The organism is Streptomyces sp. cg35, assembly GCF_050410835.1.
GTDB lineage: Bacteria > Actinomycetota > Actinomycetes > Streptomycetales > Streptomycetaceae > Streptomyces.
The window spans coordinates 4,995,139-5,012,089 of record NZ_CP191268.1; the positions used below are offsets into that span (position 1 = coordinate 4,995,139).

The window sequence follows — 16,951 nt, forward strand, 5'->3', positions numbered from 1 at the left end:
CCCCGGAGGGGACTTCGTGGGGATCGAGAGTGATCAGCTCGTCTTCGACTATCTGAGCCGGGTCGGAGACCTGGCCCAGCAGCGGCAGCTGCCGTCGGCGACCCGGATGCGGCTGGTGACGGAGCTGCGCGGCGAGATCGACCGGCGCCGCGCCCGGGTCACCGTCGACAGCCCGGCCGCCGTGCGCCGCATCCTGGACCGGCTCGGCAGCCCCGACCGGATAGTCAGCGGGGCCCAAGAGGGCGGGGCGGGCGGGGCCGCCGCCGACCCGGCGGCGCCGCTGACCCGGCCGTTGCCCGAGCAGCGCGCTCCCAAGGGCGGCGGGCTGCGGCGGATCGTGCCGCGGCCCCGGCGCGATCCCGCCCGTGACGAGCCCGCCCGCGACGACTCCGGCGCGCCGTCGCCGCCGCATCTCGCCGGGACCGATGAACTCGGGGCGTCCGGCGGGGAGGACGACTGGTGGCGGATCGGTGCCGGAGGAGCGGGGTCGCTCGCCGACACGGACACGGTGCCGGGGTTCGTGGGCGGCGTGGAGATCCCCGACATCCTCAAGCCGCCGCCGGGCTCGCCCCCGCGGTCCTCTTCGCGGGGCGGGGGGCCCGATCTGCGCAAGCCGTCCGGTCCTGGTGAGGCGGGGGCGGGTACGGGTGCGGGCGCGGGAGACGCGGAGGGTGACGGGAGCGGTGCCGAGGCCGAGGCGGGCCGGGGGCGGGGGGCGCGGCGGTTCGTGCCGCGGGTCGCCCCTGTCGCGGGCTGGACCAACCCCCTGCTGCTCCTCGCCGCCGTCGCCCTCGTCGCCGGTGCCGTTCTCGGCAACGTTCTCGCGCTGCTCATCGGCTGGGCCGTCGTCTATCTGTCCCGGCGGCTGACGATCGGGCAGAAGAAGTGGGCCGTGTTCGGTCTGCCGGGCCTCGCCGTGGTGGGCGGCATCGTCTGGCTGTGGGGACGCACGGAAGGGCGCTGGGGCGCGCCGATTCCCGACGGGCGGATGAGCGGGGCGCTCGGGGAGACCTGGCCGTGGGTGCTGCGCTGTGCCGCGATCGCCTCCGCGTTGTATCTGGTGTGGCGATCGCAGCGCAGCCGCATGTGAGGTGTGGTGGTGCGGGGGGCCGGTGCGCGTGCCGGTTAGGGGCGCCGGTCAGAGGTGCCGGTGCGGGGTCAGTTCGTCAGGTCCGACCGGAGTTCCGCCAGGATCTTGTTCGCCGCCGTGTAGCCGATGCCCTGGATCCACAGCTCGTCGTCCACCTGGAACACCCTGTCGTCCCTGACCGCCCTGAGTCCCCGCCACAGGCCGCTCGTCGTGGTCTGCGTGACCTTCGCCTTGCCCGGATTGCCGTACGTCGACGTGAAGATGACGTCCGCGTCCGCCTTGTCGATCTGTTCCGGGCTGACGTCGTACGAGAACCCGTCCTTGGCCTTGTCGGTGATCGCCGGGCGGCCCAGACCGACGTCGGCCAGGATCGTGCCGATGTAGTTCTGCTTGCCGTAGATGCGGATGTCGGCGCCCTCGACGAAGCGGACCACGTTCACGTCCGTGGCGGCTGCCTTCGTCTTTCCGCCGAGTGCTTTCGTGACGGCCGCCGCGTGCGTCTCGTACTTCTTGATCACGGTCCTGGCCTCGGCCTTTTTGCCGAGGGCGTCGGCGTGGGTGAGGAAGTTCTGCTTCCAGGGGTAGCCGGTCGACTCCGTGAGGACCGTGGGGGCGATGGCGCTGAGCTGCTGGTAACGCCCGCCGTCGCGGACCTTGTTGCTGAGGATGAGGTCGGGCTTGAGGCCCGCGATCTTCTCCAGGTTGGCGTTCGCGATCTCGCCCACCTCGGTGATGCCGGTGGTCTGCGACTTCGGGAGGTAGGAGAGGAAGGACTGTTCGGCGCCGGCGCGGGTGGCGCCCACGGGGTGGACGCCGAGGGTGATCGCCGAGTCGAGTTCGGCGGTGTCGAGGACGACCACGCGCTTCGGGGTGTTCTTGACCTTGACGTCGCCCATGGCGGTTCTGACGGTGTGCGTGCCGGTGCCTGCGGTGCTGGAGGCGGAATCGGGCGAGCCGGAGTCGTTGGAGCTGCAGGCCGCTGTCAGGGTCAGGGCCAGGGCGAGGGTGCCTACGAGGGGGCCGCGGCGGGTGAGGGAGGCGCTCATGTGTTGCCTTTCGGTGCGGGGGCGTTCGTGGGCGGTGCGCTTTGAAGGGAGGGTGGCCGTCTGGGCTTCGGTTGGCGGCTTTCCGTTGTCTCCGACAGGTGTGTGGGTGGGTGCGGGGCCGCCCTGGGCATGTCCGTGCTCGCCATCTTGATGGCCTCGCCGGTTGCTTCGGGCTTCGTCACCGCGTGAGCTGTGCTGCGCGCGCACATACCCAGACCGGCCCCTCCCGTCTCGTACGCGAGTACACCAATCAAGCCCCTCCGGCGATTGAGGAGCGGAGCCCCGGGGCTGGGGTGCAGCGCGGGGCGTCCTAACGGCTGACCCTCAACCCGTGGCGCTCCAGGGGCGGCCCGGGACCACCAGGGGGGAACCCGTCACCGGGTCGGGGACCACTACGCAGTCCAGGCCGAAGACCTCCTTGACCAGATCCGCCGTGACGATCTCCGCCGGGGCTCCCTCGGCGACGATGCGGCCCTCCTTCATGGCGACCAGGTGGTCGGCGTAGCGGGCCGCCTGGTTCAGGTCGTGCAGGACGAGGGCGATGGTACGGCCCTTGTCGTGGTTCAACTGCCTTACCAGGTCGAGGACTTCGACCTGGTGCGAGATGTCCAGGAAGGTGGTGGGCTCGTCGAGGAGGAGGATGTCCGTCTCCTGGGCGAGGGCCATCGCGATCCAGACGCGCTGGCGCTGGCCGCCCGAGAGCTCGTCCACGTTGCGGTCCGCGAGGGTCGCGACGTCGGTGCGGCGCATCGCCTCGGTGACCGCCTTCTCGTCCGCGTCCGACCACTGCTGCCACCAGCTCTGGTGGGGCTGGCGGCCGCGTGACACGAGGTCGGCGACCGTGATCGCCTCGGGGGCCGTGGGCGACTGGGGGAGCAGGCCGATCTGCTGGGCGATCTTCTTGGTGGGCAGGTCCGTCAGGGCCTTGCCGTCCAGGAGGACCGAGCCGCCGGCCGGCTTGAGGAGGCGGCCGAGGGCCCGGAGGGTCGTCGACTTGCCGCAGGCGTTCGGGCCGACGATGACCGTGACGCGGCCGTCGGGCACCGTCAGGTCGAGGTCGTGCACCACGGTGCGGTCCTCGTAGGCGAGCGTCAGATCGCGGGCCGAGAGCCGGCTCATGCGGTGCCTCCGGAAGGGCGGACGGTGCGGCTGCGGACGATCAGCCAGATCAGGTACGGGGCGCCGACGGCCGCCGTGAGGACGCCGACCGGGAGTTCCGTGGGGGAGAAGAGGCGGCGCGCCAGGAGGTCGGCCACGACGATGATCACCGCCCCCAGGAGGGCCGAGCAGAGCAGCGGGATCTGTGCCGTGCGGGTCAGACGGCGGGCGATCTGGGGGGCAAGGAGCGCCACGAAGTCCACCGGGCCCGCCGCCCCGGTCGCCACGGACGCGAGGATCACGCCGAGTGCCACCAGGCCCAGGCGCACCCGGCCGAGCCGGATGCCGAGGGCCGTCGCCGTGTCGTCGTCCATCGTGACCGTGCGCTGCGCCCGTGCCGCCCAGGCGACGAACGGGGCCAGGATCAGCAGGATCCAGGCGAGCGGCTGGGCCTCCGGCCAGCCGCGGCCGTTGAGGGAGCCCGTCATCCAGATCTGGGCCTGCTGGGCGACCAGGTAGTCGCCCTTCGTCATGAACAGCGTGGTGATCGAGCGCAGGGCGATCGCGAAGCCGATGCCGATCAGGACGAAGCGGGTGGCGTGCAGGCCGCCGCGCCACGCGAAGACGTAGACCAGGGCCGCGGCGACGACTCCGCCGGCCACGGAGACGTAGGGGAGGAACGCGTACGAGGTGAGGCCGAACGTCATCGCCGCCACCGTCACCGCGCTCGCGCCCTGGCTGATGCCGATGATGTCCGGGCTGGCCAGGGGGTTGCGCGCCACCGTCTGGATGAGCGCCCCGGCCACGCCGAACGCCGCGCCGACCAGCAGGCCGACCACCATGCGGGGCTCCCGGAGGGTGCCCACGACGAGTTCGTCCGGCGACGGCTGCCCCGTGAGGACCTTGAAGACCTCGGCGGGGCTCGTGAACGTCTCGCCCACGCACAGGTACGCCACGCAGCTCGCGGCCAGCGCGATCGTCAGGATCGCCGCCACCGCCGCCGCCCTGCGGTGCAGGAGGAAGCGGGCCCGGCCCGCGCGGACGAGCGTGTAGCCGGACGGGCGGACACGGGTGAGTGTGGCGCTCATGCGGGTACCGCCTTCCTGCGGACGAGTGTGACGAGGAACGGGACGCCGATCAGTGCCGTCATCACGCCCGCGGGCACCTCGCTCGGCGGGAAGACCACCCGGCCGACCGTGTCGGAGACCAGCAGCATCACCGGGCCCGTGAGCGCCGCCATCGGCAGCAGCCAGCGGTGGTCCGAGCCGACCAGGGCGCGGGCGATGTGCGGGACGGCCAGGCCGATGAAGGCGATCGGGCCGGCCGCGGCGACGCCGACCCCGGTGAGGACCGTCGCGCCCAGGCCGCCGACGATCCGTACCGTCGCCACCCGCTGCCCGAGGCCCTTCGCCACGTCCTCGCCGAGCGCCAGCGCGTCCAGACCGCGGGCCACCGAGAGGACCAGCACCGTGCCGACGAGGAGGAACGGCCAGACCTGGCCGACCAGGTCCGCGTCGCGGCCGGAGAGCGAACCCACCTGCCAGAACCGGAACTCGTCGAGCGCCGAGGCCTTGGTGGTGAGGATCGCGGTCGTGACCGAGACCAGGAGCGCGTTGATCGCGGCGCCGCCCAGGGCCAGCTTCATGGGGGTCGCGCCGCCTCTGCCGCTGGACGCGATCGCGTAGACGGCGACCGAGGCGAGGCCCGCCCCGGCGAACGCGAACCACACGTAGCCGGTGAGGGTGTGGATGCCCAGGTACGCGAGGGCGAGGACCACGCCGACCGACGCGCCCTGGCTGATGCCGAGGATGCCCGGGTCGGCGATCGGGTTGCGGGTGATGCCCTGCAGGACCGTGCCGGCCAGCGCGAGGGCCGCGCCGACCATCAGGCCGATGACCGTACGCGGCAGCCGCAGACCTCGGATCACCTCGGCGGCGTCGCTGTGACCGCCGTGCAGCAGGGCGTCGAACACGGCGGACGGCGCGATCGCGCGTGCGCCCACCGCAAGGCTGAGCAGCACCGCGAGGGCCAGCGCCACGGCCGCGGCCACGATCGCGAGGACCCTGACGTCACGGCGTCTGACAGGCATGGGGCTCCGATGCATGGGCTTGGTAAGGCTTGGCTAAGTGCGAGCTGTGCGGGGTCATCGTATGCCGGGGCACAATGGCCCCCATGGCTGCCCTCATAGACACCGATCGCCCTGGACCCACCGGACCCACCGTCGGCTTCGACCTCGACATGACGCTGATCGACTCGCGTCCCGGTATCCGGGCGACCTGGGTGGCCCTGTCCGAGCAGACCGGCCTGTACGTCGACGCGGATCTGGTCGTCACGCGTCTGGGGCCGCCGCTCGTCGACGAGCTGGCCAACTGGTGCCCGCCGGAGCGGGTCCCGGCGATGGCCGATCTCTACCGTGAGATGTATCCCACATACGCCATCGAGCCCACCCTGCCCATGCCGGGCGTCCACGAGGCGATGGCCGCCGTGCGCGCCGCGGGCGGCCGCACGATGGTCGTCACCGCCAAGTACGAGCCGAACGCGAAGCTCCACCTCGACCACCTGGGCATCGACGCGGACGTCGTCGTCGGCAACCTGTGGGCCGAGGGCAAGGCGGAGGCGCTGCGCGAGCACGGCGCGAGCGTCTACGTCGGCGACCACATCGGCGACGTCCGCGGCGCGCGCACCGCGGACGCGTTCTCCGTCGGCGTCACGACCGGGCCCTGCGACGCCGACGAGCTGAAGGCGGCGGGCGCCGACGTGGTGCTGCCGGACCTGACCGCGTTCCCGGCCTGGCTGGAGAGCTACGTGGAGCGCGCCGCCCGGCGCTGAGCCGAGATGCCGCGGACCACGCCGGCCGCGGCCAGCAGAAAACCGACGCCCATCAGCATGCAGACCGCATAGGCGAGCGGCGGGAACGGGTCGGTGCCGAGAAACAGCGGGGCCACCGTGACGAGGGTGGCGATCGCCCCCACGATGAAGACGATGCCGCCCGCTTTCACGAGGCCGTCGCCGGGCCCCGCCTCGGTCGCCCGGGAATTGACTTGGGTTTTGTCGCGCACCCAGCCAGGGTAGTTCCCAGCCCGAAGGAACAATTCGGCGACGTCTTGTCAGCGGCCCCGGGACCCATAGTCTTGGGGGCGGCGGGTCGTACCACGACCCGCTGTACTGCTATCCAGAGCGTTTTCTTTCAGTGACGAGGACGAGGACTTCACGTGCCTACCGGCAAGGTCAAGTGGTTCAACAGCGAGAAGGGCTTCGGCTTCCTCTCCCGCGACGACGGCGGTGACGTCTTCGTGCATTCCTCCGTACTTCCCGCTGGTGTCGACGCCCTCAAGCCCGGCCAGCGCGTCGAGTTCGGGGTGGTCGCCGGCCAGCGCGGCGACCAGGCGCTCTCCGTCACGATCCTCGACCCGACCCCGTCCGTCGCCGCGGCGCAGCGCCGCAAGCCGGACGAACTGGCTTCCATCGTCCAGGACTTGACGACGCTGCTGGAGAACATCACGCCGATGCTGGAGCGCGGCCGCTACCCCGACAAGGCCGCCGGCGCGAAGATCGCCGGTCTGCTGCGCGCGGTGGCCGATCAGCTGGACGTCTGAGCCGCCGCCGTCCTACGGGAAGGCGAGGGCGTCCGGGGCGAGGGCCGGGACCAGGCCCTCGGCCGCCGCCCGGGTCAGCAGGCCCCGGATCGCCGCGTAGCCGTCCTCGCCGAGGTCGGCGGTGAACTCGTTGACGTACAGCCCGATGTGCTGGTCGGCGACGGCCGGGTCCATCTCCTGGGCGTGCGCCATGACGTACGGGCGCGAGGCCTCCGGATCGTCCCAGGCCATCCGGACCGAGGTGCGGACGGCCTCCGCGTACGCCGTCAGCTTCTCGGCGCCCAGATCGCGCCGCGCGATGATCGCGCCGAGCGGGATCGGCAGGCCGGTCGTGGCCTCCCAGTGCTCGCCCATGTCGGCCAGCTTGTGCAGGCCGTAGTTCTGGTACGTGAAGCGGGCCTCGTGGATGACGAGCCCGGCGTCGATCTTCCCGTCGCGCACCGCGGGCATGATCTCGTGGAACGGCATGACGACGATCTCGCCGACGCCGCCGCCGGGGACCGTGTCCGCCGCCCACAGGCGGAACAGGAGGTACGCGGTCGAGGTCTCGCTCGGCACCGCGACCCGCTTGTCGGAGAGGTCCACGCCCGGCTCCCGGGTGAGGACCAGCGGGCCGCAGCCGCGGCCCAGCGCGCCGCCGCACGGCAGCAGCGCGTAGTCGTCGAGGACGTACGGCAGGACCGCGTAGCTGACCTTGAGGACGTCGTACGCGTCCTCGCGGCGCTCGGCGACGCCGTTGGTGATGTCGATGTCCGCGAAGGTCACGTCGAGCGCGGGGGCGCCGGGGACGCGGCCGTGGGCCCAGGCGTCGAAGACGAAGGTGTCGTTCGGGCAGGGCGAGAAGGCGATGCGCGTCGTGTCAGTCATGTGTTCTTCCAACTCTCCAGTACGGGCGCCGACTTCCTGAACGCGTCGGTGAGCGCGGCGAGCGCGTCACCGATGCGCCAGGCGGCGCGGTCGCGGGGCCCGACGGCGTTGGAGACGGCGCGTATCTCGGCCACGGGCACGTCGTGCGCGGCGGCGGCCTCGGCGACCCCGAATCCTTCCATCGCCTCGGCGACGGCGCCGGGGTGGCGCTGGGCGAGCAGCGCGGCGCGGTCGGCGGTGCCGGTCACCGTGGAGACGGTGAGCACGGTGCCGACGGTGGCGGAGGTGGCCGCGGCGAGGTCTCGTACGAGGGAAGCCGGCGGACGGTGGGTGACGGTGCCGAAGCCGAGTTCGGTGACCGGCAGGAAGCCCTCGGGGGTCTCGGCGCCGAGGTCGGCCACGGTGATCGCGTCGGCGATCAGGACCGTGCCGGGCGGGGTGGCGAAACCGCCGCCGATGCCGGCGGAGACGACCAGTGTGTACGGGCGGCCGGTCAGTTCGGCCTTGGTGAGGGCCGTGGCGGTGCCGGCCGCGGCGGCCGCGGGGCCCACGCCCACGGCGACGACGTCGACCGCCGGGTGGGCGGGCAGTGCCCGCGCCACCGCGTCCCGTTCGGCCGGGACCGCGGTGGCGATCAGTACGCGGGTGCCGGTGTCCGTCAGGAGTCCTTCTTGAGCTTGAACGACCACAGGCCGTACGCCTTGGAGTCGCCGCCCTGCAGGATCGTCACGGTGGTGGAGCCGCCGGTGGCGCCGTACTGCTGGTTGAAGAACACGCTGCCCGGGACCGTGCGGTACGTCTTCTTGCTGGAGTCGGTCAGCGGCTGACCGTTCATCAGGATCGTCCAGCCCTTGTCCGCGATCTCCGGGTCGACGCCGATGCGGACCGTCTCGTCGGGGTCGACCTTGATGGACTTGGCGTCCTTGTCCTTCAGGCAGCCCTCGAGCGACGTCGGCTTGAGCGCCTTGCCGTCGTTGTAGCAGGAGGCCTCGGAGTTCACCGTGTCGCGGCCCACCGTGACGGTGGCCAGCGGGGTCGGCTTGTCGCAGGCGGAGAGGACGAGCAGTCCGGCGCCGACGGCACCGACGGCGGCCACGGTGCGCCTGTGGCGCACTACGAAACGCTGGGAGGTCATGGGCGAAGGCTATCGGGCGCCGCCGGTACGTCTCGGGGTGGGTGGTCCGTCGGCGTGGCCGGGGCGCCGGGGCGCTGCGCTCGCATTGCCGGGTACGGGTCCGGCGGGGCTTCTCGCGCGGTTCCTCGCGTCCCCGGTCCCCGGTTGGCGGCTGACGGTGAGTGGGTGGTTGCTCGCGCAGTTCCCCGCGCCCCTGGAGGCCTGCGGCTTCGCCGCGCCTCCATCAAGAGATGCGCCATCTCCGCCCTGAGATGGCGCACGAAGTGCGCATCTCAGGGGCGCGGGGAACTGCGCGACCAGCCACGACGGGACCCGCACCCGGCACCGCACGGAGACCCGGCAGGCGCTAAGCCACTCGCGTGCGCGCGGGCCCCCCTCGACGCGCGGCCCAGAGAAGACCCCGCACCGTCGACGCCCATCCCACCGCCACGATGCCCGCCGCCACCGAAAGCCCCAACGTCCCGTTCAACGGCAGCGCGATCCCGATCGCACCGCCCACCACCCACGCCATCTGCAACAGCGTCTCCGAGCGGGCGAACGCGGACGTCCGCACGGCCTCCGGCACGTCCCGCTGGATCGTCGCGTCCAGCGAAAGCTTCGCCAGGGCCTGGGCGAAACCGGCGACCGCCGCGAGACACGCCGTCATGAACGCCCCGAAGAAGATCGCGGAGGTGATCGCGGCGCCGAGCACCACGGCCACCACGGTCACGATGATGACCTCGGGCGCCCGCGCTTTCAGCCACGCCCCGACGGCCGTGCCCAGCGCGTTCCCCGCCCCGGCCGACACGCCCACCAGGCCGAGCGACATGGCCGCGCTCTGCCCGGTCAGCGGGTGCTCCCGCAGCAGGAACGCCAGGAAGAAGATCAGGAACCCGGACAGACAGCGCAGCGTGGCGTTCGCGGCGAGGGCGTGGGTGACCGCCGTGCCCACGGTGCGCAGGCCGGGCCTGCGCTGCTTCTTCACGGGGCCGTGCAGATGCGCCTCGTCGGCGGCGAGCAGGGCCTTGCTCTCGCCCTTGGCGGAGTCGACCTTGGGCGGCAGCGAGATCGACAGGAACATTCCCGCCATGAAGATCACGAAGGCGCCGTAGAGGGGCCAGCGCGGCCCGAGCAGCTGCAGGCCCGCGCCGACCGGCGCGGCGGCCCCGGTGGCGAGCAGACCGCCCAGGGTGACCCGGGAATTGGCTTTGACCAGGGAGAAGCGGGGTGGGAGCAGCCGCGGCACGACCGCCGAGCGGACGACTCCGTACGCCTTGGAGGCGACGAGGACGCCGAGCGCGGCCGGGTACAGCTCGATGCCGCCGCTCACCACCGCGCCCGACAGGACCAGCGCGAGCAGCGCCCGGGCCAGCATCGAACCGGCCATCGCGGCCCGCCGCCCGTGCGGCAGCCGGTCCAGGAGCGGGCCGATGACCGGGGCGAGGAGGGTGAAGGGCGCCATCGTGATGGCCAGGTACAGGGCGACCCGCCCGCGCGCCTCGTCCGTCGGCACGGAGAAGAAGACCGTCGAGGCGAGGGCGACGGTGATCATGACGTCGCCGGCGCCGTTCACCGCGTGGAGTTCGATGAGTTTTCCGAGGCCCGACTCGCCCGCGCCGTGCGCGTGGGTCACTTTTCGGATACCGCGCGCCGTGCCCGTGAACGGCAGGTGCAGGGCACGCCCGACCGAGCGGACGGCCCCGCGCACCGGGCCCGAACCGCTCTGTGCGTACGCCGACGCTCCCGTCGCACGCGACGAACCGGACGACGACCTTGCGGTAGCCACCCAGTCATAGTGCCCCTTGAACGGGCGTACTAGTGCCGATATGGGTACGCGGGTCGGCTTTCGCGTCAGGTGCGGCTCGTACGTCGGTGTGGGCGCGGGGCGCCGGACGAGGTAGCGTGCGTAGCGCGCCCGCGGCGGTTGTTATCGGCCGCGCGCCTCTCGGCCATCCCGCAGAATGGATGGCGTAGGTGCGCCCGGAACGTCGGGTGCGGACGTCGACGCGGCCCTCCGGTCCGCTCCGTCCGCGCTCCCGCACACAGGATGGCGCACTCGTGAGACGGCGTAGGAGAGAAGCGATACCTGTGAGCGCAGCGACAACGCGAAGCCGCACCCCTGACCGCCTGTGCGCCGAGGCGGTCGATCTCGCCCGGACCGCGGCCGAGGAGGCCGCCGCGCCCGGTGTGGTCGGCGAGCACGTCGAGACGGTGGTCGAGGGCGACCGCGTCGTCACGCACCTCTTCGAGTGCAAGGAGTTCGGCTACCGCGGCTGGCGCTGGGCCGTGACCGTGGCCCGGGCCTCGCGCGCCAAGTACGTCACCCTCGACGAGACGGTGCTCCTGCCGGGCCCGGACGCCCTGCTGGCCCCCGAGTGGGTGCCGTGGAGCGAGCGGCTGCGCCCCGGCGACCTGGGACCCGGCGATCTTCTGCCCACCGAGGCCGACGACCTCCGTCTGGAGCCGGGCTACTCCGGCGAGGACGCGCCGCCGCCGAACGCGCCGGTCTCCGAGGAGATGGCCGAGCTGGTCGAGGCCGAGGACGTCGAGGTGACCGAGGGGCCGGTCTCCGATCTGCCCGTCGTGCCGTCCCGCGGGTCGATCGCGGCGGTCGCGGAGGAGCTGGGCATGCGCCGGGCGCGCGTCCTGTCGCGCTACGGCCTGCACGTCGCGGCCGACCGCTGGGAGGAGTCCTTCGGCGCGAAGACCCCGATGGCGCAGGCGGCCCCGGCCACCTGTGTCTCGTGCGGGTTCCTCTCCCCGATCGGCGGCTCCCTCGGCCAGGCCTTCGGCGTGTGCGCGAACGAGTTCTCGCCGGCCGACGGGCGGGTCGTGTCCCTGTCGTACGGCTGCGGCGGCCATTCGGAGGCCGCGGTCATGCCGAAGCCTCCGCGGCCGGCCGCGCCCGTGATCGACGAGACCCTGGTCGATGCGCTTCCGTTGCGGCCGGACGCCGATGCGGGGTCGGTGACCGTGGCCCCGGCCGAGGGCGCGGACGATCTGGGTCACTCGTAGCCGCCCACTCGTCTGCCGGGTGACTGCTTCGTAGGCGGGTACCGGTTGCGTCGTGGCCGCTCGCGCAGTTCCCCGCGCGGCCAGCCCCCACCGGACCCGTACCCGGCGACGGTGCTCGCGAGGCAGATCCGTGGCCGCGATACCGTGCGGGCCGACCGACAACAGCCGCCCGGAGGAGACACCCGTGAGCGTCAGCAAGATCGTGGGGCCGGCACCCGAGGGCATGGACCCGTTCGGCACCGCCAGGCTGCGGCGCGGCGTGCTGGACGCATGGACCGGGAGCGCGGCCCGGTTCCGGGAGGACGCGAACGCCGAGGAGGACCTCGCCCTCGGCGGCTACCGTGACCGGCTCGTCGTCGAGCTGGCCCAGAACGCCGCCGACGCCGCCGCTCGCGCGGGGGCCGGGGGCCGGCTCGCGCTCACCCTGCGGGACGGCGTGCTGGCCGCCGCGAACACCGGCGCCCCGCTGGACGCCACCGGTGTCGAGTCGCTGTCCACCCTGCGGGCCTCCGCCAAGCGGGAGGACTCCGGCACCGCCGTGGGCCGGTTCGGCGTCGGGTTCGCCGCCGTGCTCGCCGTGTCCGACGAGCCCGCCGTCGTCGGGCGGACCGGCGGCGTGCGCTGGTCGCTCGGCGAGGCGCGCATCGCCGCCGCCGAGGTGGCCCGGCACAGCCCCGGCCTCGGCGACGAACTGCGCCGCCGGGACGGCCACGTACCGCTGCTGCGGCTGCCGTTCGCGGCCGAGGGCCAGGCGCCCGACGGGTACGACACCGTCGTCATCCTGCCGCTGCGCGACCAGGCCGCCGAGGCGCTCGCCGCCCGCCTCCTCGACGACGTCGACGACACGCTGCTGCTCGCCCTGCCCGGCCTCGCCGAGGTCACGGTCACCACGGACGCCGGGACGCGCGTGCTGCGCCGCCGCACCACGGACGCGTACACGGTGATCTCGGACGACGCCCGCGAGCCCGCCGAGCTGCGCTGGCGCACCGTCACCCGGACCGGCGCCCTCACCCCCGACCTGCTCGCCGACCGGCCCGTCGAGGAGCGGCTGCGCCCCCACTGGTCCGTCACCTGGGCCGTGCCGGTCGACGACGACGGCGCCCCGAGCAGTCCGCGCAGCGCGCCCGTGCTGCACGCCCCCACGCCGAGCGACGAGGCCCTCGGCGTGCCCGCGCTGCTCATCGCCTCGTTCCCGCTGGACACCGCCCGGCGGCACGTCGCGCCGGGCCCGCTCACCGGGTTCCTCACCGAGCGCGCCGCCGACGCGTACACCGAACTGCTCGGCGACTGGCGGCCCGTGGGCCCCGGCATCCTCGACCTCGTGCCCGGCCCGCTCGGCAAGAGCGAGCTGGACGGGGCGCTGCGGGCCGCGATCCTGGAACGGCTGCCCCGCACCGCCTTCCTGCCTCCGGCGCTGGCGCCCGCCTCCGATGACGACGACCGGCCCGCCGCCCTCAAGCCGCGGGACGCCGAGGTCGTCGAGGGCGTCGGGGCCGACACCGTGCGCGTCCTCGCCGACGTGCTGACCGGCCTGCTGCCCGCCGGGCTGGAACGGCGCGTGGAGCTGCGCACGCTGGGCGTCGCCCGCGTCCCGCTGACCGAGGCGATCGACCGGCTGGCCGGCCTGGAGAAGGACCCCGGCTGGTGGCGGCGGCTCTACGACTCCCTCGCCGGGGTCGACCCCGACCGGCTCAGCGGGCTGCCCGTGCCGCTCGCCGGGGGCCGGACCGTCATCGGGCCGCGCCAGGTGCTGCTGCCGGCCGCCGAGGCGTCGGCGGTGCCCGGCGACGCCCTCGCCCGGCTCGGCCTCAAGGTGGCCCACGCCGACGCCGCCCACCCGCTCCTGGAGAAGCTGGGCGCACTGCCCGCCACGCCGCGCGCCGTCCTGACGACGCCTCAGCTGCGGGCGGCCGTCGCCGCGTCCCTGGACGACGAGCCCGCCTGGGACGACGAAGGCACGCTCGATGCCGACGAGCTGGCGGACGTCGTGCTCACCCTGGTGCGCGACGCCCACCTCGACGTCGGCGACGAACCGTGGCTCGGCGCCCTCGCCCTGCCCGACGAGACCGGCGAGCTCGCCCCGGCCGCCGAACTGGTGCTCCCCGGCAGCCCCCTGGCGTCCGTCCTGCGCGAGGGCGAACTGCCCTGCGCGGACGAGGAGCTGGCCGAGCGGTGGGGCGAGCAGCCGCTCGCCGCCTGCGGGGTGCTCGCGACCTTCGCCCTGGTCCGCGCCACCGACGTGGTCCTCGACCCCGACGAACTCGACCCGCGCGACAGCGACTACCCCGAGCCCGACGACGCGGGTCTGCTCGACGCCGTCGACGTGTGGTGCGAGGACGTCCTGGACCGGCTGCCCGACACCCCGGTGCCGCCGGTCGCCACCGAGCTGGTCGCCGTACGCGATCTGGACCTGGTGGACGAGGAGCGGTGGCCGCAGGCCCTCGCGCTGCTCTCGCGGCCCCCGCTGCGCGACGCCCTCACCCAGCCCGTGCGGATCCTGCTGCCCGACGGCACCCACGAGCTCGTCCGCCCGTACACGGCGTGGTGGCTGCGCGGCAATCCGGTCCTGGACGGCCGCCGGCCGGCCGGTCTGCGCGCCGAAGGCGGCGACCCGCTGCTCGTCGGCCTGTACGAGGCCGCCGACGCCGCCGGGTTCGACGACGAGCAGGTGCTGCGCGCCCTCGGCGTGCGGACCTCGGCGGCCGCGCTGCTCGACGAGCCCGGCGGCGCCGCCGAGCTCCTGGATCGGCTCGCCGACCCGGAGCGGCCGGTGGGCGCGGCCCAACTGCACGCGCTGTACGGCAAGCTGGCCGCGCTCGACCCCGAACAGGTCACCCTGCCCGACGACCTGCGGGCCGTCGTCGACGGCGAGGTCACCGTCGTGGACGCGGCGGACGCCCTCGTCGCCGACGCCCCCGACCTGATCCCGCTCGCCGCCGGGCGCCCGCTGCTGCCCGTCGCACCGTCCGGGGCCGCGCATCTCGCCGAGCTGTTCCAGGTGCGGCGCCTGAGCGAGGCCGTGGACGCCGAGATCACCGGTTCCGAGGGGGCCGAGCACCCCGTGCCCGACTCCGTGCGCACGCTGCTCGGGGCCGCGACCCCGGCCTCGTACGTCGAGCACGAGGAGCTGTACGTCGCCGGGACCGAGGTCGACTGGCGCCGCAGCCCCGACGGCACCGTGCACGCGGCGACGCTGGAGGGGGTCGCCGCGGGGCTCGCGTGGGCGGCGGGGCAGTGGCCGCGGCGGTTCGAGGTGGCGGCGCTCCTGGAAGACCCTTCGCGCACCCAGGAGTTGGCGCGGGACCGCTGGTTCGACTGAGCCGCACCCGATCTTCGTCAATCAATCACAAAATTCTCACCTGGCGTACAACCAGTCACGCGGGTCACGGGTCTATCTGGCGGGTCAACAGACCCCTAGACCACTTGGGCCCGCGTGACAGCACCAGTACCGCGGGTCCCTTCTCCACCAATGGGGAACACATGCGCATACGTGCCACCGCGGCCGCCGTGACGGTTTCCGGCGCCCTGGCCCTCACCGCGTTCGCCGTCCCGGCGCAGGCGGACGGCAACAACTCGTTGACCGCAGCCGCCGACCACGTGAACTCCGGTTTCAAGGCCGCTCACGCCGCTTCGCGTGCCTCCACGTTCGCCGCCACCTCCGGCAACGACGACCAGTACGGCGACACCGCCATCTCGAACGTCGTCGTCCACGGCGGCACGGACGTCGTCCTCGGCGTCTCGGCCAAGGCCAACTTCAAGGTGACCTTCACCGCCACGGACGACTCCGGCATCAACAACACCTCCGGGTACGCGCTCGTGTACCACGGCACGGACCTGGAGTCCTCCAACACCGGTGCCCTGCAGAACGAGGCCGACGGCGCCACCACCTGCAAGACGGTCAACTCCACCACGTCGACCTGCACGCTGAGCTTCACCGTCGACCCGTACGACCTGTACAACACGGACGCCGGCTCCTGGAAGGTCATGGCGGCCGTGCAGGCCAAGGACTACGACTACTCGATCCGCGAGAAGGTCAAGTCCTACAGCACCAAGCGCTACTCCAAGCTCACCACCAACGCCGCCCCCGAGCCGGTCAAGAAGGGCAGGACCATCACGGTCACCGGCCTGCTGTCCCGCGCCAACTGGGACACCGGCAAGTACGCGGGCTACACCCAGCAGAAGGTGACGCTCCAGTACCGCAAGAAGACCTCCAGCACGTACTCGAACGTCAAGACGGTGACCTCGGACTCCAAGGGCAACCTGAAGACCACGGTCACCGCGTCCGCGGACGGCTACTTCCGTTACAAGTTCGCCGGCACCTCCACCACCCCGGCGGTCACGTCGACCAGCGACTTCGTCGACGTGAACTGAGCGCACGCGCTCCGCTCGCCCTGACCGCGGCCCCGGGACCTTCGTCCCGGGGCCGCGGGACTTTTCGCCCCCCTGGGGGCCGTAGGACCACTGTTAGCGTGTGAGGCGCGATCTGAACGCCGCACGACCGGCCGAGAGGAGGCGATCCGCCATGGACCACAGTCCGAGTTGCACTGTTTTGCAGCACCGCGTCGCCTCGACCTCCGGCTCGATCTGAGTCCGTAGCCGCACGTCGTCGCGCTTTTCCCCACACCCCTCCGCGTCACCTCACCCGTAGGCGTACCCGCGTCGTGCCGTGACCGCCGCACCCTCGTGTGCGCTCACCGCCGGTACGTGACGCTCCGTCATGCCCGTGTGCGCAGAGACGGCCGCAGAAGAGAGAAGAACCCATGACCACGAACACCGGCACCCGCGACCTGAACCGGGCCCTGGACGGCGCCGCCGGCACCCCGCAGACCATCGCCCTGCTCACCGAGATCCGCGACGAACTGCGGGACTTCAACCGGGACATGGAGCGGCTCAACACGCTGACCGAGGAGCAGGTGACGTCCACGGTCGAGAACCGCAGGCTCACGGCGATGACGCTGATGTTCGTCATCCCGTCGACCTTCGCGGCCATCCCCGGAGCCAACTTCGCCCACCTCGACGAGTACGGCTTCGACAACTTCTACGCCCTGCCGATCCTGGTCGGCACGGTGCTGCTGACGGCCCTCGCGACCTTCGGGTTCGTCCGCAAGAAGGGCTGGCTCTGAGC

The 16,951-nt window shown here is 72.8% G+C and carries 16 protein-coding genes; 7 read left to right on the forward strand and 9 right to left on the reverse strand.

Features of this window, described 5'->3' with window-relative positions; translation table 11 throughout:
- Positions 1 to 16 precede the first annotated feature (16 nt).
- The gene (locus ACQUQD_RS22760) at positions 17 to 1,090 is read left to right on the forward strand and encodes a hypothetical protein (protein ID WP_428953974.1); all 1,074 of its coding nucleotides are present in this window, start codon (positions 17 to 19) and stop codon (positions 1,088 to 1,090) included.
- Positions 1,091 to 1,158: 68 nt separating this feature from the next.
- Here the strand turns inward: ACQUQD_RS22760 and ACQUQD_RS22765 are convergent, their stop codons facing one another.
- The 4 genes from ACQUQD_RS22765 to ACQUQD_RS22780 all read right to left on the reverse strand — a co-directional run bounded on the left by ACQUQD_RS22765 (position 1,159) and on the right by ACQUQD_RS22780 (position 5,323).
- Complete coding sequence (locus ACQUQD_RS22765; RefSeq protein WP_428953975.1) at positions 1,159 to 2,136, reverse strand: ABC transporter substrate-binding protein; 978 nt, start codon at positions 2,134 to 2,136, stop codon at positions 1,159 to 1,161.
- A 324-nt stretch (positions 2,137 to 2,460) separates the two neighbouring features.
- Positions 2,461 to 3,255 (reverse strand): ABC transporter ATP-binding protein, encoded by a 795-nt coding sequence (locus ACQUQD_RS22770; protein ID WP_428953976.1) that lies wholly within the window; start codon positions 3,253 to 3,255, stop codon positions 2,461 to 2,463.
- Positions 3,252 to 4,322 carry a FecCD family ABC transporter permease gene (locus ACQUQD_RS22775; protein WP_428953977.1) on the reverse strand — a complete coding sequence of 357 codons (1,071 nt, stop codon included), beginning with the start codon at positions 4,320 to 4,322 and terminating at the stop codon, positions 3,252 to 3,254. The genes ACQUQD_RS22770 and ACQUQD_RS22775 overlap by 4 nt, the downstream gene beginning before the upstream one ends.
- The gene (locus tag ACQUQD_RS22780; RefSeq protein ID WP_428953978.1) at positions 4,319 to 5,323 is read right to left on the reverse strand and encodes a FecCD family ABC transporter permease; all 1,005 of its coding nucleotides are present in this window, start codon (positions 5,321 to 5,323) and stop codon (positions 4,319 to 4,321) included. The genes ACQUQD_RS22775 and ACQUQD_RS22780 overlap by 4 nt, the downstream gene beginning before the upstream one ends.
- 74 nt (positions 5,324 to 5,397) lie before the next feature.
- Here ACQUQD_RS22780 and ACQUQD_RS22785 point away from each other — a divergent pair, with 74 nt between their 5' ends.
- Complete coding sequence (locus ACQUQD_RS22785; protein ID WP_428953979.1) at positions 5,398 to 6,063, forward strand: HAD family hydrolase; 666 nt, start codon at positions 5,398 to 5,400, stop codon at positions 6,061 to 6,063.
- Here ACQUQD_RS22785 and ACQUQD_RS22790 read toward each other — a convergent pair.
- Positions 6,036 to 6,293 (reverse strand): hypothetical protein, encoded by a 258-nt coding sequence (locus ACQUQD_RS22790; protein ID WP_428953980.1) that lies wholly within the window; start codon positions 6,291 to 6,293, stop codon positions 6,036 to 6,038. The genes ACQUQD_RS22785 and ACQUQD_RS22790 overlap by 28 nt on opposite strands.
- Positions 6,294 to 6,446: 153 nt before the next feature.
- Here ACQUQD_RS22790 and ACQUQD_RS22795 point away from each other — a divergent pair, with 153 nt between their 5' ends.
- Positions 6,447 to 6,830, forward strand: coding sequence for a cold-shock protein (locus ACQUQD_RS22795; RefSeq protein ID WP_338697769.1), 384 nt, complete (start codon positions 6,447 to 6,449; stop codon positions 6,828 to 6,830).
- A 12-nt stretch (positions 6,831 to 6,842) separates the two neighbouring features.
- Here the strand turns inward: ACQUQD_RS22795 and ACQUQD_RS22800 are convergent, their stop codons facing one another.
- From ACQUQD_RS22800 to ACQUQD_RS22815, 4 genes are all read right to left on the reverse strand, one after another.
- The gene (locus ACQUQD_RS22800; RefSeq protein WP_428953981.1) at positions 6,843 to 7,697 is read right to left on the reverse strand and encodes a 1,4-dihydroxy-6-naphthoate synthase; all 855 of its coding nucleotides are present in this window, start codon (positions 7,695 to 7,697) and stop codon (positions 6,843 to 6,845) included.
- The gene (locus ACQUQD_RS22805; RefSeq protein WP_428953982.1) at positions 7,694 to 8,386 is read right to left on the reverse strand and encodes a futalosine hydrolase; all 693 of its coding nucleotides are present in this window, start codon (positions 8,384 to 8,386) and stop codon (positions 7,694 to 7,696) included. Before ACQUQD_RS22805 ends, ACQUQD_RS22800 begins: the two co-directional genes overlap by 4 nt.
- Positions 8,356 to 8,832: a DUF2771 domain-containing protein gene (locus ACQUQD_RS22810; protein WP_428953983.1), complete on the reverse strand. Its 477-nt coding sequence runs from the start codon at positions 8,830 to 8,832 to the stop codon at positions 8,356 to 8,358. The genes ACQUQD_RS22805 and ACQUQD_RS22810 overlap by 31 nt, the downstream gene beginning before the upstream one ends.
- A gap of 346 nt (positions 8,833 to 9,178) precedes the next feature.
- The gene (locus tag ACQUQD_RS22815; protein WP_428957632.1) at positions 9,179 to 10,519 is read right to left on the reverse strand and encodes an MFS transporter; all 1,341 of its coding nucleotides are present in this window, start codon (positions 10,517 to 10,519) and stop codon (positions 9,179 to 9,181) included.
- Positions 10,520 to 10,899: 380 nt separating this feature from the next.
- On the opposite strand from ACQUQD_RS22815, the gene ACQUQD_RS22820 reads away from it, so the two are divergent.
- The 4 genes from ACQUQD_RS22820 (at position 10,900) to ACQUQD_RS22835 (ending at position 16,949) form a co-directional block, all read left to right on the forward strand.
- The gene (locus ACQUQD_RS22820; protein ID WP_428953984.1) at positions 10,900 to 11,826 is read left to right on the forward strand and encodes a DUF3027 domain-containing protein; all 927 of its coding nucleotides are present in this window, start codon (positions 10,900 to 10,902) and stop codon (positions 11,824 to 11,826) included.
- 223 nt (positions 11,827 to 12,049) lie between these two features.
- Positions 12,050 to 15,145 carry a sacsin N-terminal ATP-binding-like domain-containing protein gene (locus ACQUQD_RS22825; protein ID WP_428957633.1) on the forward strand — a complete coding sequence of 1,032 codons (3,096 nt, stop codon included), beginning with the start codon at positions 12,050 to 12,052 and terminating at the stop codon, positions 15,143 to 15,145.
- A 161-nt stretch (positions 15,146 to 15,306) separates the two neighbouring features.
- On the forward strand, positions 15,307 to 16,197 hold the full coding sequence (locus tag ACQUQD_RS22830; RefSeq protein ID WP_428953985.1) for a DUF5707 domain-containing protein: 891 nt from the start codon (positions 15,307 to 15,309) through the stop codon (positions 16,195 to 16,197).
- A gap of 389 nt (positions 16,198 to 16,586) precedes the next feature.
- A complete protein-coding gene (locus tag ACQUQD_RS22835; protein ID WP_428953986.1) occupies positions 16,587 to 16,949 on the forward strand; it encodes a hypothetical protein in 363 nt (120 codons plus the stop codon).
- Positions 16,950 to 16,951: the final 2 nt, after the last annotated feature.